The following is a 16,652-nucleotide window of genomic DNA, read 5'->3' as shown; positions in this document are numbered from 1 at the left end:
GGCCGTAACATACTGAGGAATTATGGCTGATCAGTGGCAATAAGATTAGACATAAATATCGCGTTGCTTAACAGCCGCCTAGTTCCCCGCCAATATCCACGAAAATTAGGGTCGTCCACAAATGCAATTACTTTCCCCTTGCCTACACTGTGAGCCACAATTGAAGCACTTTTACTCATGATCGCTTGTAATTCATCTGCAGCATAACCAGACATTAAAGGGGATGACGTATAACGTCCAACTGTAAAAAATGGCATTTTAGGCACTCGCATAACCACAGTACTATTTTTAAATGAGGGCAGATGTGATCGGGTAAATCCGAAAGTAAGGGGGTGGCTCAAATCAAGCTGGGTATCAAAAACCGCACCAGCAATACGTCGTTTCGCCGCTAGTTGATTACGATCTGCGTAATTTAAATCCGTCGTCGAAAAGGCGCGTTTAATTTCATCTGGGCTTAAAAATGACGCTTTTAACCAATCCTTATCCGCAAGCCACTTGGCACCAGTGCGCTGGCCTATCATTACGCCCCCAGCAGATAACCATTTTTCTAACCTGAACACTGTTTTTTCAGGCACTTCAGCATAATTACCACTGACCCAAATAATGTGGCTATAACGGGTTAAATCTAGACGAGGTAAGCGTGATAAATCGGTAATCGTCACTGGCATTTCAACAACCGTATCAAGGTAATGCCATGCTTCTCCGACCTCATACTGTGAGGTACCTTCTCCGCCCACCAATAGCACCTGAGGCGTTTTAAGTGCGTGCATATCACGACTACCTATATCGATACCCTGTGCGGTTAAGCCAGAGAGTATCGACCAAATTTTTATTTCGCTATGCGCTGAGCCTTCGTTCAATAGTGACTGGAGATTATCAGGCTGCTTCAGTGCTAATGGGATCAGCACTGAGCCAGCTGTAAAACTAATATTGCCCTGCGTCGTCAGAGCTGCGAAATCTGAACCTGCTATTTTAACCTGCACACCACTGGCCAGTAATCGATAAAGCAACTGAGGCGCGTTAGAATCTTGCCATGAAAAACCGAAAGCGTAGGCGTCTTTATCATCAATGGCGGTTAATTGATTGGCAGACCTATTTTGTACGTCATTAGTAGGGATATTTCGCCACAACTTGCGCTCAACAGGCGAGTATTGAATATTAAATGCGAGAGGTAAATTCCAACTTGATACGTCGTAAAAGCTATTGTCATTAAAGCTTTTTCGGTCTGAAAAGAGCGACTTCACTAAACGGTATTGGGGTTGATTTAAAGGCACGAAGATACTCGACAATGGCTGATAAACAACATCATCCACACGAGCTTCTTTATCCAAGTAACTGAACTTAATTTTGTGCTGCTGCAAAATAGATTTCAATTGCATAAAACGGCTAGCATCCTGGGACTCACTGAGCAAATAGCCGACTGTTTTATCATCTTTAATAAGCTTATTGGTTTGCGCGGTGAATTGCTCAGGATAAGCGAGCAACGCAGCTCTATTCGCCTGAGCGCCAGTGAATGTAGAAAGAGATGTCGTCACTTGATTCTGAATCGTATCGCTGAAATGCAGCACTCCGTTAATCGACTCTTGCTTATGCCCACGACTACTTGCTTGTTCGAACAGTATGCCAATGCTGCCTTGTGCATCTGGATAGGTTGACCCTTTACCGTAATAAAAATCGTCGTATGCTTCCTGAGTAAAATATAACTGTTTCGTTTCATCCAAGGCGGCGGCATGAAACGTTGCCAGCTCTGCCGTTAGCTCAGTATTGCGCGCTGGGGTCCAAGGGTTATTGCGTGAAGCAATACCTGGTTGGAAGAAATAACTACTGTTAGTGCCCATTTCATGAAAATCAGTCAGCACATGAGGGCGCCAACGATGAAACTGAGCAATACGCGCTTGTGACTCAGGATGAGTCAACAATAACCAGTCCCGATTTAAATCGAATAGATAATGATTTGTTCGTCCACTAGGCCAAGGCTGTTGATGCTCTCTATGATTAGGATCTGCGACTAGCTGCTCACCACGATTGCCATTAGCCCACTGGGCAAATCGCGCTAAGCCATCAGGGTTGATACTGGGCTCCATCAGCACCACATTACTATCAAGTAGGGCCTCAACAGCTTCGCCTTTAGCCGCAGCAAGGTAGTAAGCGATTAACAACGAAGCATTAGCTCCCGACGATTCATCGCCATGCACGCTGTAGCCCATCCATAGGACAAGAGGTTGATCTGGCGCGTTTTTTTGACCAAATGATGACACGTGATGTTCACGAATAGATTCTAAATTTTGTTGGTTTTTCGCGGAGGTAAAGGTCAGTAATAAAAGAGGCCGATTTTCATGTGAACGGCCTGTTTCTAATATACTAACCCGGTCGGACTTAGCAGCCAGAATACGCATGTATTCAACTAGCTGATCATGGCGGACATGCCATTCTCCGACTGGCGCACCGATAACTTGAGACGGGCTAGGAATATCATCACGAAATTGCGTATTATTGGGTAAATAGTCGCTGTCGATTAGGGCTTGGGCCGTAAACGAAAACATAATTAGACTAACAAATCCCAAAAACCAACCGCATTTCATATTGCTATACCTTTTATTACCGTAAAATAAGCTTAAAAGGTTCGCATATTTAAGCTGAAATTAACATAAGCAAACCTTATTACTTGAGTGTTTTAGTCAAGTAATTTTGATATAATATTTATATGTTTCTACAACAGGACCTTTTTTATGATTTCTATCTCAGATACAGCCCAAGCGCATTTTTGTAAATTGCTTGAAAAACAAGAGCCTGACAGTAATATTCGGGTGTTTGTTGTTAATCCTGGTACGCCAAGTGCGGAATGTGGTGTGTCTTATTGCCCCCCTGATGCAGTTGAATCAACGGATATTACCCTTGAATTTAATGGCTTCGATGCAGTCGTTGATGCGGAAAGTGCACCGTTTTTAAGCGAAGCCGAAATTGATTTCGTGACAGACCAAATGGGCTCTCAGTTAACGTTAAAAGCCCCGAATGCCAAAGCCCGTAAGGTCGATGACGACGCGCCGCTTGAAGAGCGCATACAGTATATGATTGAAGCAGAGATCAACCCACAACTAGCCAGCCATGGCGGTAAAGTGATGTTGGTGGAAATTACTGATAAAGGCGAAGCCATATTGCAGTTTGGTGGCGGCTGTAACGGTTGCTCGATGGTTGATGTTACGTTAAAAGATGGCATTGAAAAACAAATGCTTGCTCAATTTTCTGGCGAACTGACTGCAGTAAAAGACGCCACCGAGCATGAAGCCGGTGAGCACTCGTACTACTAGTTAATAGACTCACGCAATGCAAAAAAAGCCGCTCTCTCGATTAGCGGCTGATCCTCACAAAAGCTGGGGTCGTTTTAAATACGGCCTTGGTTTTTTTTGTGTTGGAGTAGTATTGGTTTTACTCGGAGCCAACAGCTGGGTTTGGTTACAAATTCCCGGATTGCTCGCGCTCGTTATTGGCTGTGTTTATGCCCTTTATGGCTACGTTGGCATTCTTGCTTACCGGATGCAAAGTGCTTTTAGTTTAGCAAACGCTGAGCGCGGTAAAGATAAGCGAAATACCCACCAAGACTAAGGCCCCGCCCTAGCATAAGCAGCAACAACGCAATCCATAATGCGTAATTCTGAAAATCTTGCAGTAACCACCAACTGGGAAAGAAGAAACACACGGCACTCAGTAGCATACTATTTTGCATCGCTTTGGCTCGCGTTAATCCCACAAAAATCCCATCAAGCAAGAAACACCAATGGCTAACAATAGGCAGTAGCCAAATGATAAATAAGTACCGCTCAGTGAAGGTTCTCAGCTCAGGTAAATCCGTTAAAATAGCAATTATTTGTCGACCAAAAAGCAAAAAGCTTAAGCTATACACCGTCGCGACCACACCAGACCATAGTAAACCTCGAAGCACGACTCGCTTTATTTCTTGTGCATCTTTCTTACCTTTTGCTTCACCCGCCAATGCTTCAACCGCATAGGCGATGCCGTCTAAACCTAACGCAATTAAGGCAAAAAACTGCATAATTATCGCATTACTGGCAGCCGTTAACGGGCCAAATCTAGCCCCCTGAAAAATCACAAAAGCTAAGCACAGTTGTAATGCCAGATTACGTACAAAGCTGTAGCCATTGAGGCTCATCAACTGCGCAAGCGAAGACCACCGCCACAGTGCCAGGTGAGGCGTGAGTAATCCCATACCTTTAAACGCCACCCACATGCCCAGAAGTAAAATACTGTATTCAGCGGCAACACTCGCCAATGCAACCCCTTTCACTCCTTGGTCAAACACAAAGACCAGCAATATACTCAATCCGGCATTAAGTAAATTCGCAAAAACTTGAATATAAAGCACTTGCTTAGTCTTTTGCTGACCAATTAACCAGCCAATTATCGCAAGATTCACTAAGGCAGCAGGAGCACCCGCTATGCGTACACTAAAATATTGTTGAATCACTTCTAACAGTTGTGTTTCTGGCTGGGCAAAGTGAATACCCAAAGCCAGCAAAGGTTTTTGCACTGCCCATATAACTAAGCCGATAATTAGCGCCACACTGCAGCTCTGCCAAAACACGCGACTTTTCGCTTCACCGTCCTGCTCACCCTTAGCTTGTGCACTAAGGCCTGTGCTCGACATACGAATAAAGCCGCATAACCAGTAGGTTTGAGTCAAAATAAGTGACGCTATCGCTGCACCAGCTAGATATTGACTACTCCCCATGTGGCCCAGCACTGCGGTATCAACCATGCCGATCAATGGAGTCGTTATATTGCTTAGGATCATCGGCAATGCCAGCAAAATTAGCTGCTGATGAGAGGCTCGATGCCAAAATCGCTGATGCGTTAGAACGTGTGATTGAGCCAAGTCGCTATCTACCAAAAATTAAGAATAATAAAAACGTATTAAAGCGGAACCAGCACACATAATGCTGAGATAATTCAGTGTTACACTTATGCTCTTAGGTACTATGCAACGTTTATAAGCGTTACGCGGTGCCAGTTGAATTTCAACCTATTTGAAGGTAACTCTATGGATCGTATCATTTTTTGTATATTAGTTTGCACCTGTATTTTCGTCTCAAGTAGTAAGGTGCATGCCGCTGACAACGCCGTTATTTTACTCTATCATCACGTCAGCGATACCACACCGGCTTCAACGAGTGTAACGCCGGAAACGTTTACGCAACATATGAATTATTTAGCCGAGCATTACAATGTTTTGCCTTTAAAAGACATCGTTGTTGCGCTTCAAAATAAACAAACATTGCCAGACAACGCGCTCGCGATCACGTTTGATGATGGCTTTAAGAATATTTATCAGAATGGCCATCCTATAATGGCCAAACTGAATCTCCCCTATACCGTATTTATCAACCCAGATTTAGTCAACAAAGTTGATTATCATTTAAGTTGGGACGATATGCGCAATATGGCTGAGCATGGAGCAAGCTTTGCTAACCACAATTTACGCCATGAGCATTTATTAAACCGCTTACCTGATGAAAGTGATGATGCTTGGTTATCCCGTCGCATTGCTGATATAGAGCAGGCTGAGTCGTTACTTGAGGATAACTTAAATGTTAAGGATAAATTTTTTGCTTATCCTTATGGTGAATTCTCACCAGCTTTACAAGCACGTTTAACGGAACTTGGCTACGTGGGTTTTGCGCAATCTTCTGGTGCCATCGCCAGTTATAGTGACTTTTCAGCTTTATCACGGTTTCCAGCAGCGGGCATTTACGCCAACCTAGACCGACTAAAAGTCAAAATGGCGAGCCTAGCAATGCCTGTAACTAATGTTTCACCAGCAACACCATTAGTCTCACCAGCGCCATTTGTATTTCAATTTAGCATACAAAGTGACGATATTAATAACAGTCAATTGAGCTGTTACTTTCAAGGTAATTCTCAAGCCATAACGCGTGAAGACGAGCGTATTTCTGTGGCATTTACCCAACAGTTGCCATTTGGCCGTTCAAGAATTAACTGTACAGCGCCAAGTAAACGACAGCCATCACGTTATTATTGGTACTCTAAACCATGGTTTGTTCCAACAGAAGATGGTAAATGGTTAGACTGAGTTTTTGCTAAATATTGGAATTTACTGAGGTTGGTCAGTTCGAATTGCGGGTGGCACGGCATTAACTGGCATGCTATAGCATTTTGCGCATATGCACATAAATACCAAGTGACATTGGGCTTATATCTTCGGTGGTGCGAATGATGTTAAAACCAAAACGTTGGTAACATTGTACCGCTGCAAGGTTGTCTTGTTTCACATCTAAAGTCAGCGCTTGCTTGTTGCTAGCTTTTGCCAGAGATTCGAAATGCGCTAATAATTGGCTGCATAACCCTTGGCGTTTAAATTTGTCAGCCACGCCTATGTGGCCCACACACATTTCATCAACTCCAGGGCGTGCAAATAGTTGTTGCAAAGCCTGACATCGATGTAAAACCTCGAGTACGTCTGTACCGTGGTAGTAGCTAGTCATGCTTCCAAGCGTTGCTTGCACATAAGCCTCGCCCATATCAAATTGCCAACCGCAACCTATCGCCGCGACTTTATTATCAATTTCAATAACGCAGTGGTTACCATAGCCAAATTGACCCGCTTGCTCAGAAAATGCCTTTAACAGATAAGTTATAGCGAGGTAATCACGGTCTTCTGTTCGCTGGTTAAATAGTCTATTTAGTGCTAGGGGAGCGGAAGACATAACTAACGCCACGGCATCTTTTGTATCAACCGCGTTTGCTTTGCGTAAAGCAGGCATTAGGGTTGCTCTGTGGCCAAAATCGACATGTCATGCAAAATGCGCTCGCTATCACTGACGGCGACTTTCCCTGGCGCAAATTCAGGCTTAAAGCGCCCAATCACATTCCCTTGCGGATTTATCAACACTATCGACGCACTATGATCGACCAAATAATTTGGATCATCAGTACTTTGTGAAATGGAATACATCATGCCCATGGCTCGAACAAACGGGAAAATATCGGCATGTTCTCCAGTAGCAGCTATAAATTCAGGCTCAAAAAAATCTATATATTCGGCTAACCTTTCAGTGGTATCACGAGCCGGATCAACAGAAATAAATGCAACTTTAATGGGGTATTGACCATCAATTTTTTGCAGCTGAGGATAAATACTGCTTAAATCGGCCAGTGTAGTTGGACATATATCAGGACAAAAAGTGTATCCAACAAAAATCAACGTCCACTGTTGCTGGAAATTTTTATGGGTCAATACTTGACCATTACTATCGATTAGCGAAAATTTTGGTAGGGCCCGCGCCTGAGGATACAGCTTAATATATTCAGTTTTTTCACTCTGTGGTGGCGCAATATTTATCGCAATTACAACCCCTACTGCCAATGCTAATACGGCAACTAATCCTAAACTTAATTTATTCAAAGAGTAAATCTCATATAATGGTCAACCAGTAAAACCACAAACAAAACCATCAAATGAATAATTGAAAACTTAAACGTTTGCATAGCAGTATTGTCATCACTGGCGAATTTCAGTTTCCACGCATAATACAAGAAGCCAGCATTTAATGCGCTAGAGCCAAGCAAATATATGACGCCTGTCATACCGATGAGATAAGGTAATAGACAGATAAGGGTCAGTAATACTGTATATAACAAAATTGAAGTTTTGGTGAACTCGATACCATGCGTTACAGGTAACATAGGAATTTTCGCCCGAGCGTAGTCTTTCTCGCGATGAATAGCCAACGCCCAGAAATGAGGTGGGGTCCAAATAAAAACAATTAACACTAATAACAAAGCGTGTGCATGAATATCATTTGTCACAGCTGTCCAGCCCAATAAAGGTGGTGCAGCGCCAGCCAACCCACCAATAACGATGTTTTGTGGGGTAGCACGCTTTAAATACATAGTATAAACGAAGGCGTAACCAACCAAACTTGCCAACGTAAGTAATGCTGTTAGACGATTAACCCATAACTCTAGAATTATGTAACCAACAACAGTTAGCAGCCCCGCAAATATTATTGCCCTTTGAGGAGAAACCTTACCTTTTGGCAAAGGCCGATTTGACGTTCGAGCCATTTGCGCATCGATTTTTCGATCGACTACATGGTTAATAACCGCAGCGGCAGAGGAAAGAAATCCAATACCTGTTAGACCTGCGATAAGGATTTTCCAGCTTATCCAATTTTCGCTTGCCAAACACATACCTACTAAAGCCGTTAGTAATAATAACAACACTACTTTGGGCTTGGTCATTTCATAATAATCACGCCAATCTGCGGTAATTTTCGCAGTAATGCTATGAGCTGTAATACCAACTGATTTACTCATTGGTCTCTCCTATGTTTTTCGATAAAGGGTGTAGCTAAGCAAAACCAGTACTTGCAACAATGCCGCAGCAACTGCGTTGTGCAATACGGCGACGGCGACAGGCAAACTAAATACCACATTGCTGACCCCTAATATCACTTGAATACCCAACACGACGACTAATGCGGCTGCAATTTTTTTCAAAAAGCTAGAGCTGGCCACTGCATATATGCGCGTCGCGAGCCAGCAAAGATAAATAAAGGTGAGCAACGCACCCGCTCGATGCACTATGTGCATCGTCATACGTTGAGCATAATTATGTACGCCATACTCATAGTTAACTGCCTCAGGTAGGCTAAACGCGCCAATAAAATCTAATCGCTCGTACCAATTACTTTCACAAATAGGTAATTCGGTACACGCAAGAGCCGCATAATTAGCAGATGTCCAACCTCCTAACGCGATCTGCCCAAGCAAAATACCGATACCCAATAAAGCATACTTTGCGAGCTTACGGGTCTGGTGGTCGCCTCCTGGAATTCGATAAGGCACTAAGCGCAAATACAATAAAAATAGCGACGATAGAACCGCAAAACCTCCAAGCAAATGGCCAAGCACCACTATGGGTAATAAATTTAGGGTAACAGTCCACATACCCAACATGCCCTGAAAAATCACTAAGCACAGGAGAAATAGCGGTAATTTAATAGGTCGGTGATAGGCTCTTTTAGCAATACTGATGATAAAAATAACAACAATCAATAAACCCAGAGCACTAGCAAAATAGCGATGGATCATCTCGTTCCATGCTTTTTGCGGCTCTAATGGTCGTTCAGGGAATGCGAGCTCTGCAGCGTTGATCTGCTCTTGTGCAGCAGGAACCTTATAATGGCCATAACACCCCGGCCAATCTGGACATCCTAGCCCTGCATCGGTTAACCGCGTATATGCACCTAACACAATCACAGTTACAGCGAGGATAAGCCCCGCCAATACCAACTTCCTCATGTATTTCCCTCTAGCCTATACGCGATAATTTCAGCAGCTTTCGTAAATCAGATAATATGTCGCGACTATGTAAGATCGCTTGCTGCTGCTCTACCTGAAGTGGATAACGCAAGATGACGTTATTCAAAGTATCTGCTATGAAAATAGCATTTGTCGGCTCACCTTTAAACACATTATTAACATTTTCCGTGTTAGTTTTTAACAACTTAACTGAATTCTGCTGTTCTATTATCTGCATCGCCAAGGCATCACTCTCAGGAGTAATGACAACTGTTGCACGAACCCTATCGTGCTCCTTACCCAGTGCTGTCCATACTTGCTCAACACTGTATAAGGCATTTTTACACTCAGCGCCGCATTTAGTAGGTAGCACATATAACAATTGCCATTTAGGCTCGGTGGTTTGGTCCTGTAAGGCGGTCATATCTAGTGTCGGGGTAAGCAGTTGTCCCTTATTTGTTGATGCTTTATTAAACCAATTGTTATCTAAGGCAAGCTTGGCCAATGCCACCGGTAAAATAAAAACAACGGCAAGGGTAATTATCATGCGTTTATTACTGGTGTTCATCGTTGGATACCTTATTAAGTCGATTGCGAAGTGCAAAAAAATAAACTAAAAATGCGGCCACACCTAAGCCGAGCCACTGAACGGCATAGGCATAGTGCTTTTCTGGTGGCATGACGACTGGCTGCCATTTACGCACAAATTGTGGGTTGTCGTTGACTGTCAGCACAATGACAAAGGGAACAAGCTCTATCTGGAGCATCTGTTCAACAAAGTGGATGTCTATTTGTTGTATTACCTTAGGCCAGGTCACTGCTAATGACGCCGTTTCGGTAATAAGTGGGTTATTACTTGGCAGAACGACGCGCCCGCGCTCGCCTGCCAATAAATCAGGTAATGTCACAGTAGGCAAATCCGAGCGCATCTGCTTACCTGTTATCCATCCAAAATTAACTAATACATTATGCCCATCACTTTTCGCCACGGCGTATACCTCAAAACCTGGCCGTCCTTGATGTATGCGGTTATCAAGTAGCAAGATCTGCTCAGGATTAAGCGTCGCGTTAATAGTGATAGGTAAGTCTTGAATATCTCCCTTATATGTTCTGACTTGTTCTAAGGAGAGTGACTCCCGTGCTGATGCAGTTGCCATACTTTCAATTCGCTGGGTTTTGTCTAGCCCTCTTTGTAGTTGCCAGTTTGCTAAGCCAAACATAATGACAACAGCACATAAAGTCACTAGGGTAGAAACTATAGGTAAACGCTTAATATACTTAAGCATGCTTAATCAACAATAGAAACGTCAGCGAGAGGGAGAAGAAAAGTGCTAATAAAGATAATCATCGGAATACTACTTATTGTTATGATCTTTAATTTGTTTAAAGCCATGGTGATAATGCTTAAAGACGAACCGACACAACCCAATATGAGCAAGTACATTGGGCGACGCGTTCTAACGTCGGTAGCGATTGTCGTCTTGCTTCTCATCGCCATTGCAACAGGGCTTATCGAACCGAACCATCGACCGTTCTAAACCCTATTCAATATCTATTTTTCCCATTGACCTAATTTTCCCATTGACCTAAAGAGTAGGCCAATGGGATACCCAGCCCGGTTATAAAATATAGACGAAAAAGAACAACATCACCCAAACCACATCGACAAAATGCCAATACCAACTAGCGGCTTGAAAGGCGAAGTGATGTTCCGGGGTAAAATGCCCCTTAAATATTCGCAACAACATAATGAATAAAATAATCGCGCCTAGGGTTACATGCAATCCATGAAAGCCAGTAAGCAAAAAGAAGGTATTGCCATAAACGCCAGACTGCAACGTTAATCCCATTTCTTGATACGCATGGATATACTCTTCCACTTGTAAAGTCATGAATATCGCGCCTAACAACACGGTGAGGCCCAGCATCAATTTTAACCGACCACGTTTATTTTCTTCTAAAGCCACATGTGCAAAATGGCATGTCACAGAAGAGATTAACAGAATGACTGTATTGATAAGAGGTAAACCATACCAACCCATAGCCTCGGTTTTAGTTCCACCAGGCGTTTCTATTAAAGGCCACATAGCCTGAAAAGCCGGCCAAAGTACTTCATTGGTTGCATCATTATTAGATGAGCCACCCAGCCAAGGAATAGCTATCATTCGTGCATAAAATAGAGCGCCAAAAAAAGCACCGAAGAACATCACTTCTGAAAAAATAAACCAAGCCATACCTTGTCGATATGAACGGCCCAATTGTGCGCTGTATAAACCCGTCATGGACTCATGGATTTGATTCCTGAACCAGCCAAACAACATAAAAATCAACGTTGCAAAGCCAGCTAATAATACATATCCACCATACCCAGACGTTCCTTTTGTGTGTTCAATAACAAAGTTTCCGGCTCCTACGGCAATCAGAAATAGTGCCACAGCCCCCACAATTGGCCATGGACTACTAGCTGGTACATAGTATTTTTCATAATCTGGCTGAGCCATTATTCGTTCTCCTGTTCACCGCTATTCATTGCAAGATCACCTGCCGTCGATGTGACGTCGTATAGAGTGTACTGCAACGTAAAATAGGTAATGTCTTGTGGTAATTGAGGGTCTACATAAAACCGCATAGGCATGACCGCTGACTCACCTGCTTGCAAAACTTGCTGCTCAAAACAAAAACACTCTGTTTTATTGAGAAATAACGCTGCCATACCAGGTGAAACCGATGGCACCGCTTGGCCAATGACGACGTGTTTTGTTGGATTTTTTACCGTGAAATTCACCTCGTTCATTTGACCAGGATGCACTTTCACTTGCCGTGTTTGTGCTTCAAATTTCCACGCCATACCTGAGTTGACGCGAGTGATAAAATCCACAGTGATGGTTCGTGACTCGTCAATCTCCATCACTTCATAAATAGCGGCGGAATTTGCAGTCTTTCCGTTTAATCCGGTCAAATCACAAAACACGTCATAAAGTGGAACTAACGCAAAACCAAAACCAAACATCCCCAGCACGACCACCAATAACTTACCCACCATCTTCGCATTGCTAGACGGGGGACTATTGTTGGCGGCGTCAGGCGCTTGAGGTTGTTGCCTTTTGTCTGTCATAAGGATTGCCAGAACATACCTGAATAAGACTGCACTAATCCTTGTTGTGCAATTTCTGCATTATGCATTTTGCTTTGTAGGGCAAAATACGCTGAGTCATCGAGCGGCATATATGCATCGTTTTGTAGACTATTACAAAAACCAAATGCTATAAAACCTATGGCTAATGCTACAAAACGTTTAAGCAGTCTTTTTTTTGAAAACCTCACTTCACTTAGCAACATAAAATTCTCCTTTACCGCTTACTTAATAACGGGCGGCGTTTCGAACGTATGATAAGGGGCTGGTGAAGGTATTTCCCATTCTAGGCCTTCAGCTCCTTCCCAAACTTGGTCGCTCACAGGTTCACCTTGCTTACGGCAAGCTTTAATAATGATAACCAAGAAAATTAATTGCGATAGACCGAATGCAAATCCGCCTAAGCTTATCCATTTATTAAAATCTGCAAATTGCAACGCGTAATCAGGGATCCGTCTTGGCATACCGGCTAAACCGACGAAGTGCATAGGGAAGAACAACACATTGACCGACACTAATGAGCACCAAAAGTGCCATTTAGCCAAGGGTATATCAAACATCTTTCCAGTCCATTTAGGCAGCCAATAATAAACCGCGGCCATAATCGAAAATATAGCGCCAGTTACTAGCACATAGTGGAAATGCGCAACTACAAAATAGGTGTCATGATATTGGAAATCTACTGGGGTAATTGCCAACATCAGGCCCGACAAACCACCAATAGTGAACAGCACGATAAACGCCAGCGCGAACAACATAGGCACTTCAAAGCTCAGCGAACCACGCCACATCGTTGCCACCCAATTGAAGACTTTTACCCCTGTTGGCACCGAAATCAACATGGTGGCCAACATAAAGAACATTTCGGCAAATACCGGCATACCTGTGGTAAACATATGGTGCGCCCAAACGATAAATGACAATAAGGCGATTGATGCGGTCGCATAAACCATGGAGGAATAACCAAATAGCCGCTTTCGAGAAAATGTCGGTACGATCTGCGAAATAATACCAAAGGCCGGTAAGATCATGATGTACACCTCGGGATGACCGAAGAACCAGAAAATATGCTGGAACATGACCGGATCACCACCACCTGCGGCATCGAAGAAACTGGTCCCAAAAAACTTATCTGTCAGCACCATGGTTACCGCTCCAGCTAAAACAGGCATGACCGCGATTAATAAAAAAGCTGTAATTAGCCACGTCCATACAAAAAGTGGCATTTTCATCCACGTCATACCGGGGGCCCGCATATTAAATATGGTAACGATGACGTTAATCGCCCCCATAATGGACGAGATACCCATAATATGTACCGAAAATACAAATAGAGCTGTACTGTCACCACTATAGGTAGTGGACAAAGGCGCGTAGAAAGTCCAACCAAATGCAGGACCTCCGCCATCCATAAACAACGAAGACAAGAGGATTAAAAAAGCAAATGGCAGGATCCAGAAACTCCAGTTATTCATGCGCGGTAAAGCCATATCAGGCGCACCAATCATCATGGGCACAAGCCAATTAGCTAACCCTGTAAAAGCCGGCATAACCGCACCAAAAACCATAATCAAGCCATGCACGGTGGTCATTTGGTTGAAAAAGTGCGGCTCGACTATTTGCAAACCCGGTTGAAATAACTCGGCGCGAATAACCATCGCCATGGCGCCACCGGTTAAAAACATGATGAAGGCAAACCACAGATATAACGTACCAATATCTTTATGATTGGTCGTGTATAACCAGCGCTTTATCCCTGAAGGTGGCGCATGATGTTCGTGATGGTCGTCGTCGTGATGAAGCGTTTCAGTAACTGTGCTCATGATCGTCCCCCTATTGCCCGTTCAGAGCAGCATTAATATCTTTAGCCTGTACCAACTCGTCAGTGTCATTACCCCAAGCGTTTCGCTCAAAGGTAATCACTGCTGCCAGCTCAGACATACTTAGCTGTTTAGCAAAGGCTGCCATGGCTGTACCAGATTTACCGTTTAATACAATGTCGATATGAGCTGCCATATCATTCAACGCAATATTACTGCCTTTTAACGCTGGGAATACGCCTGGTAACCCTTCGCCATTTGGCATATGGCACGCAGCACAATTAGCAGTGTAAATTTTCTGACCGTTACTCATCAGTTCATCTTTACTCATGTTCATGGCGAGTAATCTTTGCTCTTCCGCCTTGGCTTTCTCTTGAATAGCTTGTCTTTCACCTATCCATTTATCATATTCTGCGGGTTCTTTAGCAATGACCACTACAGGCATAAAACCATGGTCTTTGCCGCATAATTCAGCACATTGACCGCGATAGATACCTGGCTCGTTTACTTTCGCCCAAGCATCATTAATAAAACCCGGGTTTGCGTCTTGCTTGATAGCAAAGTCAGGTACCCACCAAGAATGGATAACGTCGTCTGAGGTAATTAAAAAACGAACTCGCTTATCTGTTGGTATAACCAGAGGCTGATCGACTTCTAGAAGGTAGTTAACACCTTTATCTAACTTGCCAGATATCTCATCGGCTTGGGTAGCTAAGCGAGAATAGAACTCAACGTCGTTATCCATGTATTTGTAATGCCACTTCCATTGCGATCCCGTCACTAGCACAGTGACATCAGGCTCACTGGCATCTTCCATAGCGATTAGCGTTTTCGCTGCAGGAACCGCCATAACAATTAAAATAACAAAAGGGATAACGGTCCAAGCGATTTCTACTTTTACACTTTCGTGAAAGTTAGCTGGTTTTGCACCTCTGGACTTACGATGAAATAAAATGGAATAAAACATCGCGCCAAAAACACCAACGGCGATAACCACACAGATAATAAACATCAACATATGCAAGTCATATACATCTGCGCTGATATCTGTGACACCCTTGCGCATATTCAGTTGATATTGATCTAAGTCAGCTACGGACTCTGCGAAAACAGTACCGCTTTGAAACGCGCTTAGCATTGCCATCACACTCAACGAAATTTTCTTCACTCGACCCCCTGCTTGTCAAACGTTTGAAATAATGGCGATAGCCAGCAAAATTTACGTCTTCATTTATTATTATAAGATTCAATACAAGTTAAAAAATGTTACTAACTTGTTAAGGATGTAACAAGCATTACTCAAAACAGGGGGAGGAGTCCAGTTATTTTGTTTAATTTATATTCAACTGGGTAAAATTTAATCAGTCGATCAGTATGTTACGTTTACATTTCAGTAACAAATTATATCGCAATGACAACGTAGAAAAGGCGAGTTAGAGAGTATAAATGCGGGAGGAAACGATCATGTAAAAATGCATTGGGGCATCATTGCGAAACCCCAAACGTACTACCTATTTATCAGTATAATTCAGCGTAAACTCTTTACCTGCTTACTGCTTACTGCTTACATCCAATCTGAATTACGTATCACGCCTACGGCGATGCCTTCGATATTGAAAGGTTGAGTCGCTAAATCAACTTTAATGGGTTGAAATTCTTCGTTTTCAGCATGCAAGATCACTTGACGCCCTTTGCGCTCAATACGCTTAACGGTGACATCTTCATCAACACGAGCGACGACTACTTGGCCGTTGTGAACATCAGTAGTTTTATGCACAGCAAGTAAATCGCCATCCAAAATACCAATATCCTTCATGCTCATACCACTAACACGGAGTAAAAAATCAGCACTAGGTTTGAATAAATTCGGATCAACTTTATAGTGCATTTCAACATGCTCTTGAGCCAAAATCGGTTCGCCAGCGGCTACTCGCCCAATGAGGGGTAAGCCTTGCTCTTCTAATTGATCTTCTAATGGCTCAGTAAGCCTAATACCCCTAGAAGTCCCCGGTAATATTTGAATCGCCCCCTTTCGTGCTAAAGCTTTTAAATGTTCTTCAGCGGCATTAGCAGACTTAAAACCAAGATGCCTCGCAATTTCCGCACGTGTAGGCGGCATGCCGGTATCGATCATGGTGGTTTTAATCAATTGCAAGACTTCTTCTTGCCTAAGAGTTAGTGGACGCATACACAGCCTGTTGTTTCATACAGTTTAACTGTGAGTATATACAGTCGTTGCTAAATCTCAAATATTTATTGTATGCAATCGATTAACCGGAATTTATACAAGACCTCTGACCTGTAAACTGATCCTACGGGGTGGAAAAGCTGAATAACGTGGTATCCTATTGAGGTCTTTC

19 protein-coding genes are annotated in these 16,652 nt (G+C 43.2%); 5 read left to right on the top strand and 14 right to left on the bottom strand.

Annotated features, from left to right (window positions below):
- Positions 1 to 20: 20 nt before the first annotated feature.
- Complete coding sequence (locus tag GQS54_RS03100; protein WP_166422545.1) at positions 21 to 2,582, bottom strand: M14 metallopeptidase family protein; 2,562 nt, start codon at positions 2,580 to 2,582, stop codon at positions 21 to 23.
- A 147-nt stretch (positions 2,583 to 2,729) separates the two neighbouring features.
- On the opposite strand from GQS54_RS03100, the gene nfuA reads away from it, so the two are divergent.
- Both nfuA and GQS54_RS03090 read left to right on the top strand, forming a co-directional pair.
- Positions 2,730 to 3,308 (top strand): Fe-S biogenesis protein NfuA, encoded by a 579-nt coding sequence (gene nfuA, locus GQS54_RS03095; RefSeq protein ID WP_158772002.1) that lies wholly within the window; start codon positions 2,730 to 2,732, stop codon positions 3,306 to 3,308.
- Positions 3,309 to 3,324: 16 nt separating this feature from the next.
- On the top strand, positions 3,325 to 3,603 hold the full coding sequence (locus GQS54_RS03090) for a hypothetical protein (protein WP_166422544.1): 279 nt from the start codon (positions 3,325 to 3,327) through the stop codon (positions 3,601 to 3,603).
- Here the strand turns inward: GQS54_RS03090 and GQS54_RS03085 are convergent.
- On the bottom strand, positions 3,548 to 4,810 hold the full coding sequence (locus tag GQS54_RS03085) for an MATE family efflux transporter (RefSeq protein ID WP_166422543.1): 1,263 nt from the start codon (positions 4,808 to 4,810) through the stop codon (positions 3,548 to 3,550). The two genes, GQS54_RS03090 and GQS54_RS03085, sit on opposite strands and share 56 nt — an antisense overlap.
- A 5-nt stretch (positions 4,811 to 4,815) precedes the next feature.
- On the opposite strand from GQS54_RS03085, the gene GQS54_RS03080 reads away from it, so the two are divergent.
- Positions 4,816 to 4,953 carry a hypothetical protein gene (locus GQS54_RS03080; protein WP_166422542.1) on the top strand — a complete coding sequence of 46 codons (138 nt, stop codon included), beginning with the start codon at positions 4,816 to 4,818 and terminating at the stop codon, positions 4,951 to 4,953.
- A gap of 103 nt (positions 4,954 to 5,056) precedes the next feature.
- The gene (locus tag GQS54_RS03075; RefSeq protein WP_166422541.1) at positions 5,057 to 6,106 is read left to right on the top strand and encodes a polysaccharide deacetylase family protein; all 1,050 of its coding nucleotides are present in this window, start codon (positions 5,057 to 5,059) and stop codon (positions 6,104 to 6,106) included.
- 73 nt (positions 6,107 to 6,179) lie between these two features.
- On the opposite strand, the gene GQS54_RS03070 is transcribed toward GQS54_RS03075, so the two are convergent.
- From GQS54_RS03070 to GQS54_RS03045, 6 genes are read right to left on the bottom strand one after another with little or no spacing between them, the layout of a single operon-like run.
- Positions 6,180 to 6,797, bottom strand: coding sequence for a GNAT family N-acetyltransferase (locus GQS54_RS03070; protein ID WP_166422540.1), 618 nt, complete (start codon positions 6,795 to 6,797; stop codon positions 6,180 to 6,182).
- Entirely contained in the window at positions 6,797 to 7,438 is a 642-nt protein-coding gene (locus GQS54_RS03065; RefSeq protein WP_166422539.1) for an SCO family protein, read from the bottom strand. The genes GQS54_RS03070 and GQS54_RS03065 overlap by 1 nt, the downstream gene beginning before the upstream one ends.
- A complete protein-coding gene (gene cyoE, locus GQS54_RS03060) occupies positions 7,435 to 8,352 on the bottom strand; it encodes a heme o synthase (RefSeq protein WP_166422538.1) in 918 nt (305 codons plus the stop codon). The genes GQS54_RS03065 and cyoE overlap by 4 nt, the downstream gene beginning before the upstream one ends.
- Positions 8,353 to 8,361: 9 nt before the next feature.
- Positions 8,362 to 9,339, bottom strand: a complete 978-nt coding sequence (locus GQS54_RS03055; protein WP_166422537.1) for a COX15/CtaA family protein — start codon at positions 9,337 to 9,339, stop codon at positions 8,362 to 8,364.
- 10 nt (positions 9,340 to 9,349) lie between these two features.
- A complete protein-coding gene (locus GQS54_RS03050; RefSeq protein ID WP_166422536.1) occupies positions 9,350 to 9,907 on the bottom strand; it encodes a hypothetical protein in 558 nt (185 codons plus the stop codon).
- A complete protein-coding gene (locus GQS54_RS03045; protein ID WP_240919814.1) occupies positions 9,894 to 10,625 on the bottom strand; it encodes an SURF1 family protein in 732 nt (243 codons plus the stop codon). Before GQS54_RS03045 ends, GQS54_RS03050 begins: the two co-directional genes overlap by 14 nt.
- Positions 10,626 to 10,667: 42 nt before the next feature.
- On the opposite strand from GQS54_RS03045, the gene GQS54_RS03040 reads away from it, so the two are divergent.
- Positions 10,668 to 10,877, top strand: a complete 210-nt coding sequence (locus GQS54_RS03040; protein ID WP_166422535.1) for a DUF2909 domain-containing protein — start codon at positions 10,668 to 10,670, stop codon at positions 10,875 to 10,877.
- An 81-nt stretch (positions 10,878 to 10,958) separates the two neighbouring features.
- Here the strand turns inward: GQS54_RS03040 and GQS54_RS03035 are convergent, their stop codons facing one another.
- The 6 genes from GQS54_RS03035 to lexA form a co-directional block, all read right to left on the bottom strand.
- Positions 10,959 to 11,840, bottom strand: coding sequence for a cytochrome c oxidase subunit 3 (locus GQS54_RS03035; RefSeq protein ID WP_166422534.1), 882 nt, complete (start codon positions 11,838 to 11,840; stop codon positions 10,959 to 10,961).
- Positions 11,840 to 12,454 (bottom strand): cytochrome c oxidase assembly protein, encoded by a 615-nt coding sequence (locus GQS54_RS03030; protein WP_166422533.1) that lies wholly within the window; start codon positions 12,452 to 12,454, stop codon positions 11,840 to 11,842. The genes GQS54_RS03035 and GQS54_RS03030 overlap by 1 nt, the downstream gene beginning before the upstream one ends.
- Entirely contained in the window at positions 12,451 to 12,678 is a 228-nt protein-coding gene (locus tag GQS54_RS03025) for a hypothetical protein (protein ID WP_166422532.1), read from the bottom strand. Before GQS54_RS03025 ends, GQS54_RS03030 begins: the two co-directional genes overlap by 4 nt.
- An 18-nt stretch (positions 12,679 to 12,696) precedes the next feature.
- A complete protein-coding gene (ctaD, locus tag GQS54_RS03020) occupies positions 12,697 to 14,295 on the bottom strand; it encodes a cytochrome c oxidase subunit I (protein WP_166422531.1) in 1,599 nt (532 codons plus the stop codon).
- Between the two features lie 10 nt (positions 14,296 to 14,305).
- On the bottom strand, positions 14,306 to 15,436 hold the full coding sequence (coxB, locus tag GQS54_RS03015; RefSeq protein ID WP_166422800.1) for a cytochrome c oxidase subunit II: 1,131 nt from the start codon (positions 15,434 to 15,436) through the stop codon (positions 14,306 to 14,308).
- Positions 15,437 to 15,856: 420 nt separating this feature from the next.
- Positions 15,857 to 16,480 carry a transcriptional repressor LexA gene (gene lexA, locus GQS54_RS03010; protein WP_166422530.1) on the bottom strand — a complete coding sequence of 208 codons (624 nt, stop codon included), beginning with the start codon at positions 16,478 to 16,480 and terminating at the stop codon, positions 15,857 to 15,859.
- Positions 16,481 to 16,652: the final 172 nt, after the last annotated feature.

This window comes from Paraglaciecola sp. 20A4 (genome assembly GCF_011378905.1).
Lineage (GTDB): Bacteria > Pseudomonadota > Gammaproteobacteria > Enterobacterales > Alteromonadaceae > Paraglaciecola.
The sequence above is the reverse complement of the archived record's forward strand: the minus strand, read 5'-3'. Positions and strand labels throughout refer to the sequence as shown.